General features: G+C 43.3%; 13 protein-coding genes. 4 read left to right on the top strand and 9 right to left on the bottom strand.

Annotated features, from left to right (window positions below):
• Positions 1-29 precede the first annotated feature (29 nt).
• The 3 genes from BB427_RS13050 to BB427_RS13060 all read right to left on the bottom strand — a co-directional run bounded on the left by BB427_RS13050 (position 30) and on the right by BB427_RS13060 (position 4,251).
• Positions 30-485, bottom strand: coding sequence for a GNAT family N-acetyltransferase (locus BB427_RS13050; protein ID WP_069021054.1), 456 nt, complete (start codon positions 483-485; stop codon positions 30-32).
• Positions 486-725: 240 nt separating this feature from the next.
• Positions 726-2,117: a pre-peptidase C-terminal domain-containing protein gene (locus BB427_RS13055; RefSeq protein WP_069021056.1), complete on the bottom strand. Its 1,392-nt coding sequence runs from the start codon at positions 2,115-2,117 to the stop codon at positions 726-728.
• A gap of 652 nt (positions 2,118-2,769) precedes the next feature.
• On the bottom strand, positions 2,770-4,251 hold the full coding sequence (locus BB427_RS13060) for a DUF3612 domain-containing protein (protein WP_069021058.1): 1,482 nt from the start codon (positions 4,249-4,251) through the stop codon (positions 2,770-2,772).
• A 145-nt stretch (positions 4,252-4,396) separates the two neighbouring features.
• Between BB427_RS13060 and BB427_RS13065 the strand changes: the two genes are divergently transcribed.
• From BB427_RS13065 to BB427_RS13075, 3 genes are all read left to right on the top strand, one after another.
• Positions 4,397-4,885: a malate synthase gene (locus tag BB427_RS13065; protein ID WP_069021060.1), complete on the top strand. Its 489-nt coding sequence runs from the start codon at positions 4,397-4,399 to the stop codon at positions 4,883-4,885.
• 94 nt (positions 4,886-4,979) lie between these two features.
• Positions 4,980-7,166: a cation:dicarboxylate symporter family transporter gene (locus tag BB427_RS13070; RefSeq protein WP_069021061.1), complete on the top strand. Its 2,187-nt coding sequence runs from the start codon at positions 4,980-4,982 to the stop codon at positions 7,164-7,166.
• Between the two features lie 407 nt (positions 7,167-7,573).
• Positions 7,574-8,101: a hypothetical protein gene (locus tag BB427_RS13075; RefSeq protein WP_069021063.1), complete on the top strand. Its 528-nt coding sequence runs from the start codon at positions 7,574-7,576 to the stop codon at positions 8,099-8,101.
• Between the two features lie 87 nt (positions 8,102-8,188).
• Here the strand turns inward: BB427_RS13075 and recD are convergent, their stop codons facing one another.
• The 5 genes from recD to BB427_RS13100 form a co-directional block, all read right to left on the bottom strand.
• Positions 8,189-10,072 carry an exodeoxyribonuclease V subunit alpha gene (gene recD / locus BB427_RS13080; protein ID WP_069021065.1) on the bottom strand — a complete coding sequence of 628 codons (1,884 nt, stop codon included), beginning with the start codon at positions 10,070-10,072 and terminating at the stop codon, positions 8,189-8,191.
• Positions 10,069-13,605, bottom strand: coding sequence for an exodeoxyribonuclease V subunit beta (recB, locus tag BB427_RS13085; protein WP_069021066.1), 3,537 nt, complete (start codon positions 13,603-13,605; stop codon positions 10,069-10,071). The genes recD and recB overlap by 4 nt, the downstream gene beginning before the upstream one ends.
• On the bottom strand, positions 13,592-16,849 hold the full coding sequence (gene recC, locus BB427_RS13090; RefSeq protein WP_069021079.1) for an exodeoxyribonuclease V subunit gamma: 3,258 nt from the start codon (positions 16,847-16,849) through the stop codon (positions 13,592-13,594). The genes recB and recC overlap by 14 nt, the downstream gene beginning before the upstream one ends.
• 127 nt (positions 16,850-16,976) lie before the next feature.
• Positions 16,977-18,002 (bottom strand): GGDEF domain-containing protein, encoded by a 1,026-nt coding sequence (locus tag BB427_RS13095; RefSeq protein ID WP_010605111.1) that lies wholly within the window; start codon positions 18,000-18,002, stop codon positions 16,977-16,979.
• Between the two features lie 305 nt (positions 18,003-18,307).
• Positions 18,308-19,348 carry an alkene reductase gene (locus BB427_RS13100; protein WP_069021068.1) on the bottom strand — a complete coding sequence of 347 codons (1,041 nt, stop codon included), beginning with the start codon at positions 19,346-19,348 and terminating at the stop codon, positions 18,308-18,310.
• 156 nt (positions 19,349-19,504) lie between these two features.
• On the opposite strand from BB427_RS13100, the gene BB427_RS13105 reads away from it, so the two are divergent.
• A complete protein-coding gene (locus BB427_RS13105; protein ID WP_045990613.1) occupies positions 19,505-20,083 on the top strand; it encodes a TetR/AcrR family transcriptional regulator in 579 nt (192 codons plus the stop codon).
• Here the strand turns inward: BB427_RS13105 and BB427_RS13110 are convergent.
• A complete protein-coding gene (locus tag BB427_RS13110; RefSeq protein ID WP_069021070.1) occupies positions 20,080-20,895 on the bottom strand; it encodes a hypothetical protein in 816 nt (271 codons plus the stop codon). The genes BB427_RS13105 and BB427_RS13110 overlap by 4 nt on opposite strands.
• Positions 20,896-21,225 lie beyond the last annotated feature (330 nt).

A 21,225-nucleotide genomic window follows, 5' to 3' on the forward strand; every position in this document is an offset into this window, starting at 1 on the left:
GATATTATGCCTTAATCGATATACACCCATTATACAGTAAAGACCTGTCTATTTACGACACCCCAGTAGTCGTCTTGATATTGAGATTCGCTGTAGTCGATACCGTTTAACGTCAATGCGTTGCGCCAAAAATTGATCGCGTGATCTGCGCCTTGAATTTGCTTGACTTGCCAATGCCCAGGATACATTTGCCATATTTTGGACATAAACGAAGAACCAAGTTTGCGTTTTCTCGCTGCAGGCACAATATAAAACTCACACACCTCAAAGGTATTTTGCGCTTTAAAAATATTGATAAAGCCAACCGGATGGCCATTTTCATATGCCAAGTAGCCAAGGTGCTGTTCATCTATTGGCGTATCTATCTGAAATAAACCGTTACTATCTGGTAATTTTTCCGTCAACACTGAAAACTCAGCTTCATATGCTTGCACCAAATTAAAATAGACTTGTGTTAATGAACCCACTACTTGACGAATTTCCAAAATACCGACCTTTACTCACAATTATTCGGCGTAACTTACAGCAATAGTGCACAAAGTTAAACAGACAAAATTACTATTTCATCTGAACTTGGAATTAGAAATGAACTAACTAAAATGCATAGATCAAAAATATCATGCGACTCTAGCACGGTACTTTTACTCCGGATATAAAACCCAATACCGGCAACGGCATTGGGTTATGGTTAATATTAAGTCAGAAAACTAATTGTATTTAGCTGCTTAATACGGGTTATTGGGTAAATAAAAGTTACTCAAGTTTCCGTTAATGGAGACCGCGAGTTCACCGCTACTATGTGTGTGGGTGTAGATGTTGTAACTCTGCCCAGGCAACACTTTAACTCGCAAAAAGTCTTGATATTGTACTGCTTGACCGCAAGCAAGTGCTGTTCTTTTAGTTTGTGCTGTTTCTTTGAGAATATAAACTTCAGCGCCCCCATCCACAATCCCTTCGCCTTCGCTATTGATGAAAATTGATGTTGCTTCACTCGCTGCAATATTAAAATAGTTACTACTGTGGCGAGCTAAAGATACGGCTGCACGTCCCATTCTGTCACGCTCAGCAAAGTGCGTGTCTGTTAGCGCATTGTCTAGCATGGGGATAGAAACAAACCGACTACTAAAATTCAGTGTTTCGTGACAAAAATCGGTTACTACTTCACTGGAGATAGCACCGAGCACACCATCAGGATCGTAAATACTGTCGGCCAGTAACGCCATTCCAGCTGATGTACCACCAACAACTCCTCCCTTATCAAAAACGTGCTGCACCGCGCTTTGGACAGAAGTTCCTTGCCATTTATTTAGATAATCAGACTGATCGCCTCCTGCAAACCAGACAAACTCGGCACTGCGAATCGCCCAATCAACATAAGGGTCATTAGCCTTACTAACAGAATCAATAATTAACGTCTCAACTGAATCTGCCGCCATCAGACCAAGTAAGTAATCATTGTACGCGTCCGTGCCGGAAGTACGCAGTACCACCACATCAGCTCCATTACCAATATGGGGAGCCACTCTTTGGCTAAAAGCATTATCAACATCGGTTCCCCCTCCCATTAAGAGCGTGGCACCATTATCCGGTGTGAGCGTGTTGCACGTGTCTGAACTATTACCAGCAAGATAAGCCTTTAATGCCCCAGGTTTTGACGGACGAATACCGTAATTACACTCTCCAGTTGGCGGTGGAGGAGTTTCACCTTGGACAAAATTCACAATCAAATCATACCAACCAGAGCCACTATATCGCGTTAGCTTTATATAATAAGTACCTGCAGTCTCAGCATAAAAACTCCCCGTTTCTGGTATTTGACTCGTTTCCCTACTGACAACTGCTGAGCCTGTTTCTTGATATAAGAACCAGTCAAAATCATCACCAGAGCTATGGTCTAGCGAGATATCTATCGAACCTGGCGCCGCCACATCAAAAGTAAACCAGTCGATATCACCTCTGGATAACTCGCCGCTAATTGTCGTGTTATTACACACTCCACTATTGGCATTACCTTCGCTGTCGTTAGATTCAGTTTCAGTAGTTGAGCAAGCATAGCTATGGCTTGCAACAAGCATTAAAGCAGCTAGTGATACAAATAGAATGTTATTGTTTTTCATAGTATTTACCTGAATGATATATGTTTCTATGGTCCGTACCGTTGCATTGCAAAGCTACGCTGCCGCACTGGTATTTGCACGAAGCGCCCACGGCAACTTATACACTGATGACGATGGCCAAAAGTGCAGAAGTAAGCCTTATACCAATTGAATTAATTCTCTAATCAATTTGAAGGGTGAAATAGCATATTAGCTTCGTTAAAAATTTCTCATTTAGAACAACTAAATAGCAAAATTTTTGCCTTGCTACTAAAGCTATTTCCCCGCTTCAAGATAGATCATTTACTTAATACAACTGGTATTATTAATTTGGTTTTTTGAAAAACCTAAACGCAATTAGCGTTAGAGCTTACATTCGCATTGATACGGAACGTGATAAAACCCGACCAACAAATTGTCGGTGGGAATAGAATTGAAATTCAGGTGAGGCTATTCGTCGAACCACTCACTCAAGTGGTAATTAACGGAACATTCATGCAGATCACTAGGGCGTTGTTTGTTGTAGATGAACATTTACGTCTCCTAGATGATAGTTAAAAGAATGAGTATTAAGCAGATGTAAACAACCCGCTTAAAAAATATGGCATGCAACGCCCACCTTTTCAACTTTTATTATCAAAAACTCAACAAAACAATCATCGAATGGCGTCAATTACGGACTCTCGACATAACAGCTCGGCTTTCTTGGACAGCTTTTTCCTCGAGTACAAATCACCCTAACAGAGCCCTCAAGCCCTCTTTCAATCCACTGGATATTTAAAATCTTGGCAACACGGAGTAATTGGGTTTTCATATGATAGGGCACCACACTCGCGCCACCATGGCTAATACAAGCTTGTTGCAATTCTCCAATCAAGGCGTCAGCATCAATTCCTTGTGCATTAATAGCAGGATTGAGATCAAGACCCGCGCACAGCACCCTTGGACGATTCGCTACATCAACGATTTTTACTGACTCACAGCAATACAGACGCGGTTTGCCATTAACATTCAGGATCGAAAGCTGAGCACTGGCACTATTACTATCATCATGAAATTTACGAAATACGGCCCAGTGCTGACACGGATCGGCAACGCTACGCATATTACCCCAAGGTAAAGGAATACCATTTCCCCTATACACCGCCTTGAGTTTACCTGCTTGATAAGCATCAAAATAATGCCAATGTGGATAAGGTGAAACCGATGTCATTCTGCGCATTGCGACGGAAGCAGAAATACCAAGTTGCTCATGGACACGTACATCGTAACCTCGGCTTTCGAGTAACTGCCGAAATGGTGTACGGGGACACAATAAGGCCCCTGCGAAGAAGCTCGATTCAAAATCCTGCCACGCGCTCAAAATATCTTGGGCATTTGGAGTATCATGATCGGGGTTATCGTTACTCTTCCGGCTTTCTCCTGTAGTGAGTACACATTCTAACCCTTCACTATTGTGAAGCACGGCATGACCAATATGAACGGCTAAATCGTATTTCATTCTCGCGGGATGTGCGTGCAACGCGCGATTTATAAACACTATGTTTGGCTCTTTGAAATAAGAAGTGATCATCCCCTCTCCGCCAGGCGAAGATTGCTCAAACCACTCCACTTTTCGACCTTTTGCTAGCAAAATTGCCATGAGGTCATCACAACTGAGATAGAGATTTTTACCTCCCACTTCATCGGCTGCTCGCTCTAAATCAGGAAAGTGGTTTTGATGGTGCTCTTGGTGGGCGCGGATCAAAAGGTGCGCAAACTGCCTACCACTGATCCCCGCTTGGGACAGCATTTCTGGGATCGCAATTTGTAATATCTCTTTGGCAAATAGAAAGTTGGGCTCTAAAGCCATCCCCACTACCCCACCGAAATTGCCTTTATCTGGCGCAATCTCCGGCGCTTCTGGTTGACTGTCTAAAAACCACTCAATCGGTTTTTGAAATACATTAGAGAAGTTTTCGAGCATCGCTTCGCTTGGCGTACGCTGGCCTCTTTCAATCATTGATAGATAGGAAACGGAAGGCGCGCTGGCCGGATCTTGCTTAACGCATCGAGCCGATAAGTCTTCTAAAGTCAGATGGTTACGCTTTCTTAGATTTCTTATTTTAGTACCCAAAAAGTGGGACTTTCTAATTAAGCTTGCAACTTTTGCCATGATTTCACACCCCATTTTTGTGAAATTCACACTGTGAAATTCTTTTTGTGAAATTATTTGAATATTTAACTTACACTCAAAATGTACACGAAACAACCAGAATATATTTCCCAATTTATGACAACATGAACAAGTGAGGTGGATCATGGCAGCGCAATTACAACCGCATACAGAGCAACCAATTGATGATACGAAAGCGCAACAGTCAATGCTGGCAAAACAGTATCTTGATGAACAATGTCCTTTAGAGTTTGGTTCACACATGGAGGTGACAGACTATGTGGTTTACTACAATCACCTGCTTGCGTTTTTTGCCAACGGCACCCATTGCGGTTTAAAAAATTGTAGCCAATTCGTCGCGCTTTGCGGTCACCGTGAAACACCGGAGGCTCTTTTGTTAAAACAGGACGATGGCTTACATATTGAAATTACCTTCAATCGCACCGGAATGCTCGGCCAATTTGATAGCGCTCATATCGAAGATATTATCGTCGAAACACCACTGGCGTCTGTGGTTGGTAAAAAGACTAAAACCCAGCTACAAAAACTATGGATGAGCTTTTATCACGGCGTGCAACAACCAGCAGGAAAAGCCTGTTATCGTGCCAAAAATGGGGATGATTATGAACTTTGAGTAAACACTCGATAATTTGTAATCAAATCGCTCAAACATTCAGTAAGTTTTAAGCTAAGCTAATTAAAATACCGCTCTTTTTTCGACTGAGCACATGACTAAATTGCTTAACTTTCTAAAAAACATTAACTGGATGCTTTGGGCGCTCATACTTGGCATTTTTGCTGGTTTAGTTTTCGGTGAACGGTTATCATTTTTAAAACCTATTGGTACAGGTTTTGTAAACCTGATGCAAATCACCATTCTCCCTTATATTGTCGTCAGCCTTATCGTGGGTTTAGGGAAATTTAATCCCGAACAAGTTAAAAGCATTCTTGCAAAAGCAGCGCTAGTTATGATCTCCATCTGGGTGGTAGGTCTTGCTGTGATCTGGTGCTTTATTATGACATTACCAGCGCATAATGCCGGGACCTTTTTTTCCCCTGCACTGGTCGCCACAGCTCCCGAAGTAGACTTCGTTAAACATTATATTCCCTCTAATCCATTTGCTTCTATGGCAGAAGGTAATGTACCTGCCTTAGTCATATTTTGTATTGCGCTAGGTATGGCGCTTATTTCTAATCAAAAGAAAAACCGTTTACTCGATGTGTTAGAAGTCGTTGGTCAAGGTCTGTCGGTGATTTCCAAGAAGATCATTGCCATCTTCCCTATCGGCATTTTTGCGATGACAGCAAGCACCGCTGGCACCATGAGCGCAGAAGAACTGTCTGAATTGCAAGTGTACTGGGTCGTCGTTTTATGTGTCGGCGTGTATTTGATGTTAGTACTACTCCCTATGCTTGTTGCCGCACTCACCCCTGTTAAATATCGCGACCTCATCATGGTTATGCGCAATGCTTGGATCACCGCATTTAGTACCGGAAACGTTTTTATTGTATTGCCGGTGATCACCGAGGGGATCAAAGATCATTTACGCAAAATTAAGCAAAGCGACGAAAGCTCTGATCACATCGCTGAGGTGTTAGTGCCTATCGCTTATACCTTTCCGAGTTTAGGAAAGCTTACGACCCTCATTTTTGTTTCTTTTGCAGCATGGCTTACCGGCAACCAAATCGGCATCGAGCAAATTCCTAATGTGTCTTTATCGGCGATGCTAAGTTACTTTGCTAACGTACATATCGCGATTCCCTATTTGCTCGATACCTTGCGTGTCCCGGCTGATACTTATCAGTTATATCTATCGATGTCAGTGCTCACCGCGAAAGTGGTTTCACCGACCACTGTGGTATATATCTTCGCATTTGTATTTTTATGTATTTTCATCAACCGCAGGCAATTACACCTAAAACGCGTGCGCTCGGTTTATTATTTAACGCTACTATCTGCACTACTCCCAGCATTTATGTTGTTGAGTTTTACGGCAAATAATTACCTCGGTAAGCAAACTAAATCGGCCGATGAGGCCATAGCTAATATGGTGATCTCAGATACCGTCCCAGCTCATGTGCTTAGCTATGTCCCTAAAGCATACCAAAGTGGTGAGTTGTCTTTGACGAATATCGATGTGATTAAAAAACGTAACCTGCTGCGTGTAGGATATCTTATCGATAATGTGCCATTTAGTTACTTTAATCAAAAAGACCAGTTAGTTGGTTTTGATGTCAGCCTCGCACATAGGCTCGCATCCGACCTTGGGGTTAAAATCGAGTTTATTCCTTTTAAAAAGCCACAACTGGCAGAGTATCTCAACAAGGGATATTTCGACATTGCAATGTCCGGCCTTGAAATTAATATTGCCGACTTACAAAGCTTGCGCTTTAGTGACAAGGTGTTGGAGCTGCAACTGGCGCTCTTGGCCAAAGATCATGATTTAAAGAAGTTTGCTGACAAGTCAGCCCTACTTACGCTTGATAAGCTGAATTTAGCTCACGTTGAGTATGCTCCGCTACTCAAACAATTGGCGCAGCAAAACCCTAAGGTAAAAGTATCCAGCATTAACAATCTGCAAAGCTATTTTAAGCACCCAGAGAAATATGACGCCTTAGTGATCAGCGCAGAGGCGGGCTTTGCATGGAGCATGTTCTACCCTGAATTTGGTGTTGTGGTGCCGGAAGGGGCGAGCTTGAAATACCCCGTTGGATTTGCCGTCGCCAAGCGCAATCAAGATCTACTGAGTTATGTAAATGCGTGGCTGACTATCCAGCATACCAATGGCCGTATTGAAAAAACTTATGATTACTGGATCTTAGGAAAAGGTAGTGTACAAAAGCAAACTCGCTGGTCATTAATGGATGAACTGGAAATCGACCCAAACACACTTATTGATAAACTGAAGTTCTAATACCAATTCGCTTAATTAAGTGATCTATTTTGAGGCGAGAAAATTTTGCTATTTAGTTCTTCTAAATGAGAAATTTTTAACACAGTTAACGTCAGATTTGCTCCTTCAAATTGAACAAGTATTAAGACTAATTGGTATAATACCAACGGAATAAAAAACGCCGTCAGTTAACACGTTAACTGACGGCAAGTCTACTCACTGGGCGAGCTAGCTTTCAAGCTCACTTTAACCTTAGCCAAACCACAAAATAAAACAAGTTTTTAACAAAAAATTAATTTAAACATACTTTCTTGTTTTCCTTCTAATTTACTTCCCTCCCAAGTACGTATATTTATTGTTCAGCTTTACCTAGTATGATAGCTTTATTCTTGGACCTATTTTGGATCACTCAAATAAGGATTTAAATTATGAGAAAATCTTATCCAAATTTAATTTTAGCTTTGCTTGTGATTTCCACGTCATTTGCAGTAAGTGCTTCCGCATCGATTGAAAATAAGTATAAAGAACCTATAGAACGTATTGAAGTATACGGTGAAAAGCCGAGATATATTTTAAAGTTCGAGATGGAAGATGCTAAAAAGGACTTTTATGATTTGTACAACAAATTAACTGAAGACGATTCATTTAAAACAAAATGTGAGAAGAAAGCGCGGCTTGGGAGCAAAATTAAATCTTTCGGTTGTGAAACGCGTTTCACAAAAAGTAGCTTTCATAACATCACCAAACAGCACATACAATTAAATACAGATCTTAAACATCCTGCTGCCGCCTTGCGTTACCTCTCAATGCCAGACATATCCGATGTTTATTCTGTCACCAATACGAAGAGAAAGGCACATAAAGAAGACATTTTTAAGCAAATCAACGAAAACCCAGAGTTAAAAGAAGCTTTCATTCATTTTGCAAAGAAATATACAGCCTATGAAAGTAAATAACCACATTTAGAAAAGTACTAAACTTCAAGTTCGCCTATGTTCTAACATCATATTATTCTGAGGTTAGAACATAGGATTAGCATGTTTTTAGTTCTTAAACGAAAGCCTATCTCTAAGTCCACTACTGCGACTGACACTTCGATTCATACCCTGCACTAATACCTTATATTGCGCCACCAATTCAAACTGCTGTTTAGCTCGGGTGATCCCAGTATAAATAAGCTGGCGATTTATCCCCTGCTGGGCACGTTGAATGGGTGGTAGTATCATTGCCGTGTAAGCAAACTCAGAGCCTTGTGATTTATGGATAGTCATCACGTACACTCTATCAAAGCTCGGCAATCTGGCAGGATAAAAGCGCCTAACGCTGCCCTGCTCATCAATAAATGATGCCTGTAGCTCACCCTGTTCATCGCGTAAAATAATCCCGATATCACCGTTAAACAGTTTCAACTGGTAATCGTTTTGGGTGATCATAATGGGCATACCAACGTAAAAGCGCCCTGTCGGTTGCACTAATCCCATTTGACTAAGCTTAAGCTCTATTCTGCGATTTAACTCGTTCACACCGTAAGGGCCTTCTCTCACGGCCGCAAGCAATTGATAACTGGCAAACTCGCTATGAATTATGGCCTCACTCTCACCATGATGAATGGCAAGAAGGTATCGTTGGTATTGCTCCGCCGCTCTGGCAATTAGGGCATTGTAGGTTTCACTATTTAATTCATGATGCTGTATATCGCTATAACCTTGCCCCAGCACGCTGTCTAATTGCCGCTTATTGTTACTATTTACGGCAAATGCTAACTGACCAATCCCACTTCGACTGTCAAAACGGTGACTTTTTTGTAAAAACGCCAGATTATCTTCCAACATAAAGTCAGCGCTGGTATCACCCGAATCAGGCAAGCTTTGTTTACTCAACTCAGCTAGCTTTGCTTTCAGTGCCTGACTGTAATGCGGTGCTTGCCCAAGCGTTAAGTTTTCACATAAGTCGCTGAGTATGTTACCGGTATCTACCGATGCGAGCTGATCTTTATCGCCGAGTAAAATAAGCCGTGCATGTTTTGGTAGTGCATCCACCAGCTTCGCCATAAGCGATAAGTCCACCATGGATGCTTCGTCAACAATCAGCACATCAACATGCAGCGGGTTATCTTGATTATGACGATAGTGCACGCTATTAGGAATAACGCCTAACAAGCGATGAATAGTTTGCGCCTGCTCCGGGAGTAAATCAGCAAGCGCTGGCGGCAGGTTTAACCTCGCTTTCGCACCAATAATTGACTCACTGAGCCTCGCAGCCGCTTTGCCGGTTGGTGCTACTAGCTTGATGGTCAACGGCGCACTGTTATAAAGCGATTGCAAAATCGCAAGCAGTTTTGTGACCGTCGTGGTTTTTCCCGTACCGGGGCCGCCCGTGATGACACAAAATCGCTTAATGATAGCAAGTGTACAAGCCACTTTTTGCCAATCAATGTCTTCTTCACTGGCTGGAAAAAACGACGCCAACAGTGCACTCAGTTTTGCTTCGTCCAGCGTAACATCGGCTTTTGCCAACATTTCAAAGTGTCCTGCCAACCTTGCTTCATAATTTGCTAATCTCGCCAAGTAGAGCTTATTACCGTATAGCCGAAGCGGCTTATCTTCACCGATCGCAGGATGCTGTGCAAGCGCTGCAAAGGCTATACCTGTGCTTGAAAATGGCGATAACTCTACAGATCCATCCGCAACCGCGTAGCTGAGCTCAAACGGATCCTGGTAATTAATACTGTCTAACTCTAAACAACTATGCTGACGTCCATGAGCGATTAATAATAGTAAAAATACATAGAAGTGATCATCGTAGCCTTGCTGATTCAGCAACTTGGCTAACGCGATATCGGCTTTACCAACTCGTTTATGTTCAAGCAATAACGTTATAAAGCTATGATGGTCAAATGCCTCAAAGTCCATACTTAACTGGCTCATACAGACTCCTCAAATAATGCATCTAATTCTAACACCTGCTCTACGCTTAACTGATTGAAGAAAATCCCCTGATTGTCCGGTAATGCACGTAAGAACAAATAGTAGTTCCCGCCCAAATGCTGCTCAGGGTTATAGTCCACAAGGCGCTGCTTTAACAAGCGGTGAAGTGCCACGGTATAAATCATATACTGCAAATGATACTGATGAGACGACATCGCTGCATTGAGGTTATCGTAGTGATAATCTTCTGGGCTATCACCAAGGTAGTTGGACTTGTAATCGAGAACAAAAAACTGTCCTTGCCACTTGAAGATTAAATCGATAAACCCCTTCAGCATGCCTTTCACATCATCAAAGTTTAAAAACGACTTTTGTCCAGTGATATCACTGAGGATCTTGTTCAGCTTCACCGCACTGAGTGGTTTCAGTGGCAAATAAAACTCCATTTCAACAATGCAGTCGTCCGGTGGCAGCACACCAAGTTGTAAATGAGGATGTGGTGCAAGTGGTGCTGCCAAACAGCTTGTTATCCAGCGCTCAGCGGTCTCTTGCCATTCGGTCGCAATACCAAACTTATCCAAAGATTTAGTGACCGCTTCGGTCAGCGTATACTTATCTTCGTTTTTAGGGGAATGCGGTGCGGTAAAATCTATGAGCTCAAAGATTTCGTGCAAACAGCTACCCGGCTTGGCGCCCTTTGGAAAAGTATAAGAGGTTTTTTCCCGCTCTTGACGCTGCTCAGGTAAGTCCAGTAAATGGTTTTCGTCCACGGCCCCAGCTGGTTTATCACCATGATGCGTGTGATAGCTTAGCTGGCTAAAGCTTGTAGTACGCCAGTGGCGTTCAATCTGACCGCTGAAGGTTTTCGCAGACAAAGCTAGAGGCTTGTCTTCAAGCGATATGTTTATCGCTTGCTGTGGTGCGGTGATTTCATCTAATCTTACGCACTCCATTGCCGCATGTGCTTTACATAACTCGCTTAGGGCACTTTGCCAAGCCTCAGCACTGTCGAAAGTTTCCGTGCCAAACAAGGCAAATCCTAAAGCCGTTTTGTGCAGCGCAGACTTTTTACTGCGCCCTTGTTGAATGTCGTAAAGCCCAAGCTCGCAATAATGCACCGCACGCGTCAGCGCAACGTAAAGTAAGCGAATATCCTCAGCCAGTCGTTCTTGCTCTGCTTTTTCTTTGGCGTCGTCACTGGCTTCAAGATCGACAACTAGTTTATCCCCTTGGTGATAAACTAAGGTATCAGGCTCACGAAACCCAAGCGCAAATGGCATAAAGACAATCGGATACTCCAAACCTTTTGATGCGTGCATAGTCACAATTTTCACCAGATTGGCATCACTCTCTAAGCGAATTTGGCTGCTGTCACTCTGGGCGTTATTTAGCTGCGATAAAAACCAACGCAACACACGACCCGTGCCATCAAGCTCTAATTGTTTATGCTGTAAAAGCTCAGCCAAATGACGGAAGTCGGTCAGCCAACGCTCCACTTCTATTCCCTGCTGCTGCCAAATCACTGGCAGCTCACAAGTAATCAATAAGTGTTCCAGCATCGCCATTGCACCAGAGCGATACCAAAGCTGTGTCAACTCACTAAATAACTGTAAATAACCTTGCCACTGCTGCTCATTAAACTGCAAGTCGTATAGCGCTTGGTTGTTTAAATAAAATAATGGTCCTGCAAGCACGCCTCTGAGCGCAGCTTCGTCGTAACTCCCGTGCAGTACATCAAGCAGTTGATACAAGGCAATTGCGAGCGGCTGCCTAAATACACTATCTCTGGCAAGGTACACACTGGCAATATCGAGTTGATTTAAGGCTCGTTTGATCAAGCTCGCTTCTATGCGGTCGCGAACTAACACACAGATATCCGCTGGCACAACTGGGTTTTCGCCAATCTTCGCAATCCCCGACTGCCCATGCTCGATAAGCGCTGCAACTCGACCAGCGAACGCCTGACTTAGCCGCGCTTGCGCGGCGCTTTTGTTAAGTGCTTCATCCTCATTTGGTAATACACTGAAGCGCAGAGCTGACGACTTTTTAGACGCGATAGTAAATTGCGCATCCTCGGCTTTACCTTGCGCGCTCACCTCAATGAAAGGGATATCTTTGTTGTAGATAAAACTATTGGGATGGCGAGTAAATATCGTATTCACTGCGGCAACCACGTCACTATCGGAGCGATAATTGGTTGCAAGCGTATACTGCCTGTCTTGCGCAACTCCTTGCTTTGCACCGATATAAGTAAAAATATCCGCTCCGCGAAAGCCGTAAATGGCTTGTTTTGGGTCGCCTATCAAGGTTAATGCGGTACTTTCCTTTGCATAAACTCGGCTAAAGATCCCATATTGAATGGGATCGGTATCCTGAAACTCATCTATCATGGCAACCGGATATTGCTGTGCAATTTTTTCGGCTAAGCGCTCACCACTGTCGCCTAACAGCGCTTGATGCAGCTGCTTAAGTAAATCGTCGGGAGAGATCAAGCCATATTCTTCTTTGTGGGCGTGAAGTAAAGCTCTTACCTCGTTCACCGCGTGTTGCACTAACGCGATTTTAAGCCCACTCCCGACTAATTGATGGAGCTCTGCCAAGGTATCAAAGTGACGAATGAGCTTATGCTCCAGCGGCGTTGTATTCTTTTTATATTGAGCAACATCGGTGAGGCTTTCACTGCCCCAAAGTCCAAAGGAGTGATTACTGCTACCAAACTCAAACCACCACTGCTCACTGTTGACATAATCCTCCAGCGCTTGAAGATTAGCTTTTCGCCCAGGTGCCCGATTGCCTGCCAGTCCTGCGTTTTTCAACACATTGATGTAGTCAGCTTTGACTATTTCGGCCTTTAGCCACAGTGCTAATGTTTGGTATTTTTCACGAGCTGCAAATACCGCATCTAAGGAAACAGAGGGTTTAATTTCGGCATTTTCTCTTGCTAATAAGGGTCTAACTTGCTTCGCCAGGGCATATGGCGTGGCAAATTGCTCTATCACAGCCTGTGTTTTTTCTGTATCTAGCGGATAGACAAAACGTCGCCAATGATCTGCCATTGCGGCGTCAATCAACTCGCTCTCATCGAGAATAAATTCGAGGTTAAATGCCACCTTAGACTCAAAAGCGTGTTGCTTCAGCATTCTTTGGCAAAAGCCGTGAATGGTGAATATCGCAGCCTCATCCATTGACTTAGCGGCAGCATCAAGGAGATCAAAGGCGCGCTTTTTATCTTCAATTTGCGCCAAAATGGCACCTATCAGTTCATCTTTACAGACTTCACCTAGTAGCACGTCTCGAGCTTGAATAATGCGTTTTCTCACTCGGTCTTTGATCTCTTGTGTTGCCGCTTCTGTGAAGGTTACCACTAAGATCTGTTCAACGCTAAACGGCTCATGTTGCTGATCAGAAGTACGCAAACCAAGTAAATAACGCAGATATAAACCGGTGATGGTGTAGGTTTTCCCCGTACCTGCACTGGCTTCAATTAGGTTTTGGCCACTTAGAGGCATAGTAATGGGATTAAGCATCTCCATGGCGTACCTCCTCAGCGGCATCAAGAATAGGTGTTAACAAAGTAAGGCTAAGTGCACAAAAACGCGCTTCATGAGCTGACAAATCGCTAAAGCATAGTTGAACATAGGGATCTTCCCCTTCTCCTCGACCAACATATTGCGGCTTAAATTTATTTACGGCCTTTTTAATATCCTGTGTCTTGGCATATTCCATGCTGGAACTTGGAAAAAATGCCACAGGTTCACTCAGTGCTTGCTTATAAAAAGCCAACCACTGCTCCAAATATTGCTGTGCTTGCGGCTGTGAAATAGCGGCAAAGTGCACGCTTTGATCTAGCCCAACAATATAAGTAGTGACTTCATGCCCCATTACACAGGCCGCGCAATGATGTAAAAACCCTTTAATCAAATCTTTGGCTTTAATACTGGCGCTACGGTAATACACTTGCCTGTTGTCATACACACAATCAAGCCAGCCGACCAGTATATGCCCTGCAACACCAAGTTTTAGCTCTAGAGGTTCCTTTGGTTCATTCAGCAATGGGGTCAATACGTTAACCATAGGTTCAACGCGGCTGAGCAGCCCCTCTAGCTGTATTTTGCCAATGTTTGCTTGTGGCAGCGAGCCTCGTTGTAATATTTGTTCAAGATTTAAGGGCTGTTGTTGTAGCTGAGCATCCAACACTTCATCTAAATATTGATAGCGCTCCAAAGCATCTAATGCAAAAGGCTCTTCATCGAGTGTTAACGCTTCTACTGGTTTGAGCTTAATGCCCAGCGCTTGCTGATAAAATAACTTTTGCGGCTCGCAAACGCCGCGCAGCAAATCGCTAAACTCAATTTCTGCGTCTAAAACTGGTGCCAACGGTTTTATTTCATCAGCTTGCGCCGCTCTATGCTGCCAGAGCCAGGTACGATTGTAGCTCTGTAGTGAGCCTGCTTTAAAATGTTCAGGATTAAAAGGTTGTAATGGCAGTTGTGAAGTTAATCGGGTAACAAGCGACTGCTTTGGCATATCTTCAAAATAAAAGCTGCGATCTAGGTATTCAGTCAATTCGCTGACTAGAACGGATGGCACTTGGGCTTCGTTGTTAAAACAAGAGCGGCCAATATAACTGATATACAAGTTTTCTCGAGCACTGAGTAACGCTTCTAAGAACAAGTATCTGTCGTCTAGTTTTCGTGAGCGATCGCCTTTACGTCTCGTGGAGTGTGCGACTAAATCAAAACCAATAGGCTGCACGGTACGAGGATAGTCGGCGTCATTTAGACCAAGCATACACACCACTTTAAATGGAATAGCACGCATCGGCATCAGCGTACAAAAGTTTACCGCTCCGGCTAAAAAGCGTTGCCCAACCCCTTTTTCTCTAACGCCTTGCTTAACCAAATACGCTAAGATTTTTGCTGAGACTGGCGCTTGAATATCGCCATTTTCATGGTGTTTTTCGATGTTCTCTATAATCTGCTCAAGCTTAAGTAAATCCCAACTCTGTTCAGACTCTGACGAGTAAAATAGCGCCATGGCTTCACGTAGAATTGCCGCGAAGTTCGTTAAGGTCTTTTCACTGCTGAGTTGTCGTTTTAACCAAATCAGCGCATCAACAAAGCCGATAAGCTTGTTAAGTACCGCCACCGACATCCCTTCGACTTCATCAGCAGGATAAATAGATGCGAATGGCGTCTGTTCGTCGTTTGTTGCAACCCCTAAGAGCAAACGGTTGAGTCCATGCTGCCACGTATTTAGTGGTATTTTTGGCAAGCCATATTCGCTTTTATGGCTGTCATTTAAGCCCCATTTAACACTGACCTGATCAAGCCAATAGCGAATTAAGTCAAATTCATGGCTTTCAAGGTTAAACTGTTCGGCGATCGGCAAAACGCCCAACAAATCGAGAATATCCGACACGCAAAAACGGTTATTGGGTAAGTCTGTTAGTGTCACAAAAGACATTAAAATAGGCCGCTCTTGCTCGATTGCAAGATCGGAAATCGCATAAGGGATCCGCAGGTTGTCTTCACTGCTGTCAAACACCGCTTTAATAAATGGCGAATAGGTGCCCACATCAGGCATCATGACGATAATGTCTTTAGGCGTCAGGCTTGGATTTTGTTCAAACAGATTGAGTAAATAATCATGGAGCCGCTCGACTTCACGCAGTGGCGTGTGGCAATCCTGAAAAACGATACTGGTATCATCGGCCATAATGGGTAACTTGCCCTGCTGCGAAACAAACCAATTTGGATCCGCGGTTAACGACTCTCCTTTAAATGCCAACTGGTAGATCTCTTGCTGTACCTGGCCAAGCAGGCTGTCCTCAAACGCGTCATCAAATCCATCAATCCAACTGGCATCAAGCTGCAATAATTGCTCAAAATAGTCACGCCCGAGCTTTCCCCATGAAGAGAGGAGTGGATTACCAATGTAGTAATACTCGCCGTCTTTCGCTTCAAGTTCTGGCATCTTGGCGTATTTTGCAGCGACTTTAGCTTGAGTCTTCTCATCGACTAAATCTCCCCAGTAGTGTTCACTGGGGTTAAAAAAGAATAAAAATACATTCGTTTTTTGGCCAAGCGCTTGAAAAATATCAAGCTGACTGGTCGATATGGCCGACAGTCCAAATATACAGATCCGCTCGGGAAGTTTGCCATCTGGTGCATTGGCCAGCCCTTGCAGTAACTGATCGTGCATGTTGGCACGGTGATACGGACTTTGTTCAAGTGCTTTAACATGGTGGACTAAACGACGCCAGAGATCAGGCTGCCAAGGGGCGATGGCTTCAACATCCACATCTATGAGCGTATCTTGGCCCTGCTCCCAAAGTTCAACCCACTGGGGGCGGTACATTAAATATTGGTCAAAAACGTCGGCAATTTTTTCACACAGGGCAAAGAGTTTAATTCCTGACGGGTCGTCACCTAAATAGTGCTTAAGCGCAATATATTGAGGCTTATCAATGCAGTCAGGTAACAGCGTAAATAGCTTCCAAGTCATATTGCTTTTATTAAAAGCGGATTCCTTGGGAACATCATCAATGAAATTTTGGTATAGCTTCCAAATGAAGCTAGATGGTAATGGAAAGTCGACCTGTGCACTTATTCCTAAATGTTGACTCATGCCTAGTTTGAGCCATTCAGACATACCAGGAGATTGTACTAACACCACTTCTTTTGCAAAAGGGTTCGCGAGTGGTGCTGATTTTATGAGTGTGCAGAGTTGCGCCTGCAAGATTTCCATTCGATTCGATTGGATGATGTGTAACATGTTGTCTGCCATGCAGTTTAACGCTGTGTTAAGTGTATCTGAATCTTCCTATAAGCGGTAGTTATTGAGGTTAATGCAAGTGCGCTTGAGTAGAAAAGCGACAACCGTCGCTTCTCAGATTAAACTGTTAGAACAAATCTATATCAGAGCTCTCTTCCGGCGCTTCAATTTTATGCTCAGACAGCAACGCTTCGTAAAAACAAAGCATATCGCGACCATTATCTTTTGCGTAATAAAGTGCCTTGTCGGCGTTTTCAAGCACAGTGATGGGGAAATCATATGGACTAATGCGAGACATTCCGACACTGACGGTGAGCTTTTTTACGAATGGGAAGTGGGTATTTCGTACCAGCTCCATAAACTCGTCCATCTTAGCTTTTATTGAATCGTAATCGGTTGGCTCAAAGACCAGTACAAATTCTTCACCACCGAAGCGAAACAATAAGTCTGTGGAGCGAAAAAACTGGCGCATACGCTGTGCTAATAACAGTAAAACCTCATCTCCGCATACATGTCCGTAGTTATCGTTGACTTTTTTAAAGTGATCGATATCCATGATTGCAAGCCATGAGGTTGCGCCTTTATGCACCGAGCGCACATCACCATGCCATACCGTTTTATGTTGTTTGATAACTTGCTTTTCAATCAGTTGTTTCAAGCGCTTTTCAAACGTTTGACGATTCAGTAGTCCGGTGAGTTTATCGCGCTCGTTTTCGTGAAGAATGGTGAGGTAATTTTCAAAAATGCGGCAAAATGCATTAAGTAATACTTGATCTGCACTCGACAACCCAGTACTGATAACCGCTATCGCACCAACTGGCTTTTCCTGAAGGCTAATTGGCACCCAACGATGCTCGGTGCCATCTTTCGCTTGTACCGTAATGATACAGGCCGACTGCAAGCAAGAAATTAATTCCTTATCAGGTTCTTTAACTAAGCTTCGCTCTTCCCAATCAAATTCCTTATCGGACAGTTTTCTTAGCAACAAGCTTCTCTCTATCGCGATCTCTCCAGGAACGAGCAGATCCTTATAAACAGCGACCTCTTTACAGCCTATGAACTCTTGAATAGTAGACACTAAGCTGTATTCGAGAGAATCAACGTCTCTCGTTTTTGTTATTTTGATAACGGAATTTAGTAAATCTTCTTGCATGTCCGACGCACTCACAACTGCATTGCTGGCATATTATTACACACTTAGCGAACAAATAAACTCCAAAGTACTCCTTTATTCCTATCAATGTTAAAAAATAAGCTACAATCCAGTTGATTATTAATTAGCAAATACTTGAGGGTTAAACACTTAACTGCTCTCAAGCTTAATTGATAAAGATGACAACTTTTGCATCAAAAGTTTTCGCTTTACCACTGACGCCTGCTTTAAGCTTATGCAATGTACAAAAAAATGCCAAACTTAAGTGTTTGGCATTTCTCTAAATTCATACTTATGGGTTGGTTTTAGTCTAATGTTGCGAGCATAGACTCATCATACTCTTTCACGGCTTGACCGGCTTTCACCTTCTCCACATAATCAGGATTGGCAATGAACGGTCTACCAATCGCCAATAAATCAAATTGTTGATTTTGAATCGCTTCTGCACCTGACGCTGCAGTGTAGCTCCCCACACCAACTAACGTTCCTTTATAGATGCTACGCAAATAAGCCGAGGCACTGCCGCCCAAATACTCAAATTCCATCGCGTCATCAAAGATACCCACGTGCAGATAGGCTAAGTTGCGACTGTTTAATGCCGAGATTAAGAAATCAAATACCGCTCTGTCTCTTTGGTCACCATCCATGTTGAAATAAGCACCGGGTGACACTCTCAGACCCACTCTGTCGGCACCAATACGATCGGCGACAGCATCGGTGACTTCCAGAGCAAATCGACTCATATTTTCTGGTGTTTGACCATACTCATCAGTACGCTGATTCGCGGCGTGATGTAAAAACTGGTCAATTAAATAACCATTGGCACCGTGAATTTCCACTCCATCAAAGCCTGCTTCAATCGCGTTTGCTGCTGCTTGGGCATAATCGGCAACAAGTTGTGTGATTTCTTCCTGAGTTACCGCTTTAGGGATTTGATAGGTGAGTTCACGCATTCTTGGAACCGTACCCTCAACTCCAATAGCCGATGGTGCTAAGACTTCTCCGTCAAAGAAGTACGGGTGCGCAACACGCCCAACATGCCACAACTGCGCAAACATCTTGCCACCTTCGGCATGTACAGCATCTGTTACTTTTTTCCACCCTGCAATTTGTGCGTGTGTAAACAAACCTGGGGTATTCGGGTAGCCTTGCCCATCAGGGCGAATAATCGTCGCTTCACTAATGATTAATCCTGCTTTGGCTCGCTTAGCGTAGTATTTCACCATGTCATCGGTAGGCACTAGATCGTCGTCTGCCATACAGCGCGTCAATGGCGCCATCAAGATGCGATTATTGAGTGATATCGTGTTATTTAGCTTAACATTTTCAAAAAGTACCTGTGGCATGCGTGTCTCTCCATATTTGAATATACATTCAAGATAGGGATTCTTGAATCATTATTCAAGTTAAACCTTTACATTTTTTTCATTGTTATCAAAAATAGGGGTGAAGTATTGGTATAATGGCGACGTTTAAACACATTTGGTGCACTTAGGAAATCGATGAGAACAGCAGAGTTTGATAGAGAAACCGTACTGAGAAATGCCATGCAAGCATTTATGACTTATGGCTACAACAAAACCAGTATGCCCAAACTGACCGAAGTCACCGGACTCCATCCGGGTTCTATCTACTGTGCGTTCAAAAATAAAAAAGGTTTGTTATTAGCCGCCATAGATCAATATCAAGCAGACCGACGAGTGCATTATCAAAAGCTGTTCGAAAACAGCACCAGCCTTCGCTGTGCACTTGAGCGATTCTTACAAGATCTTGTCGGTGAGTGTTTAGGCGACGAGTCAAAGAAAGTGTGTTTGCTCACCAAAACGCTTAATGAAATTGGCGAGCAGGATGCGGAAATTCAAGCGGCACTCAGCGCTAACTTGCACCAATTTGAATCACTGATCAGGCAACAGTTTTTGATAGCTTGGCCCGATAGTGAAGCATTAAGTGAAGATGAAGCCACAAAGAGGGCCCGTTTCTTTATTATGTCTGTATATGGTATTCGAACTTATGCAGCGACGCAGTGCGATAGCTCACACCTAAATGCACTGGCAGATAGGTTATTGGAAGTCTCAGTTTAAAGCCGAGGGCTTTGCGCTTGGCTAAACTGCTGTTTAAACGTATCGTGTAGACTCTTGTCTATGTATTCTAGATGCCAGTTAATAAAGCGCTCGTCCACCGTCAAGCCCGCCAAGACAGAATTAACCGCCGCTAAAAACCCGCGTGTAACGGGTGTATCCCGACAAGCAATATGCCCCGTAATAAATGGAGCAAAACCACTAACCGCAATTGGTACGGGTTTTTCTGATGCATCTTTCGCGTGGTATGCAATAACCGAGGGATATTCAAGCAGCAACTCAAAACGCTTGCTCATCAACATAGAATACATTTGCGCTTCGTTTTCGCTGCCTTCTTTCACGTAGAGCTGATCTGCTGGCGTCTGCTGTATCATGGCATCGGCAATATCACCATATGAGCGCTCTTTTTCTACGCCCAACAACCATTTGGGATGACTCGTTAACAATGCCTCTAGGTTTTGCTCGGTTTGTGTAGGCAACAATTGCACTGAGGGTGCAGCAAAAACTTGTAACCCCAAAAAGTAAGTGGTCGGCTCTGAAAATAGCAATGTTTTACTGCGCGCTTTATTCATAACTAAGTTTCTAACGCACTCCCCTTCACCACCTGCAATATTTTTAAGCGCACGGTCAACACTGGCATCAGACTGTGTAATCTCAAACTGAGTTAATTGGCTTTGCAGATAGGAAAATACACGGCTTTCGGTTTGAACACCTTGAGAAGGGTTATTGTAAATTGTGATTGCTTGCGGCTGGGGCTGAGCGATTGAATAGCTACAACAAAATAACAAACCAATTAGTATGCCAAGTCTATTCATTGATATATCCTTTTATTTCCCGTTGAAACGTGCCACAAGCCGTTTGATATATAATACAGAGTATACAACGAGAACAAGCCCAAGATAAATGAATCACCGAAATTGATATCTACGGATACTTTTCACACAACACTGTTACTTTCGATATTTTTCGTACAGAGAGTCAATGGAGTATTCAAATAGCGCTTTTATATGACTTTTAGCCACCAAATACAATTTGATATTTGAACCCTTGCTACCATATAGTTAGTGCGCCCGTTAAACACTTTTCGATTGGCTGAGGCTTTGGTGGAGAACTGAGCGTTTTAGTGTAACTTGAGTAAGGCTTAT

It is taken from the genome of Pseudoalteromonas sp. BMB (assembly GCF_001709235.1).
Taxonomy (GTDB): domain Bacteria; phylum Pseudomonadota; class Gammaproteobacteria; order Enterobacterales; family Alteromonadaceae; genus Pseudoalteromonas; species Pseudoalteromonas maricaloris.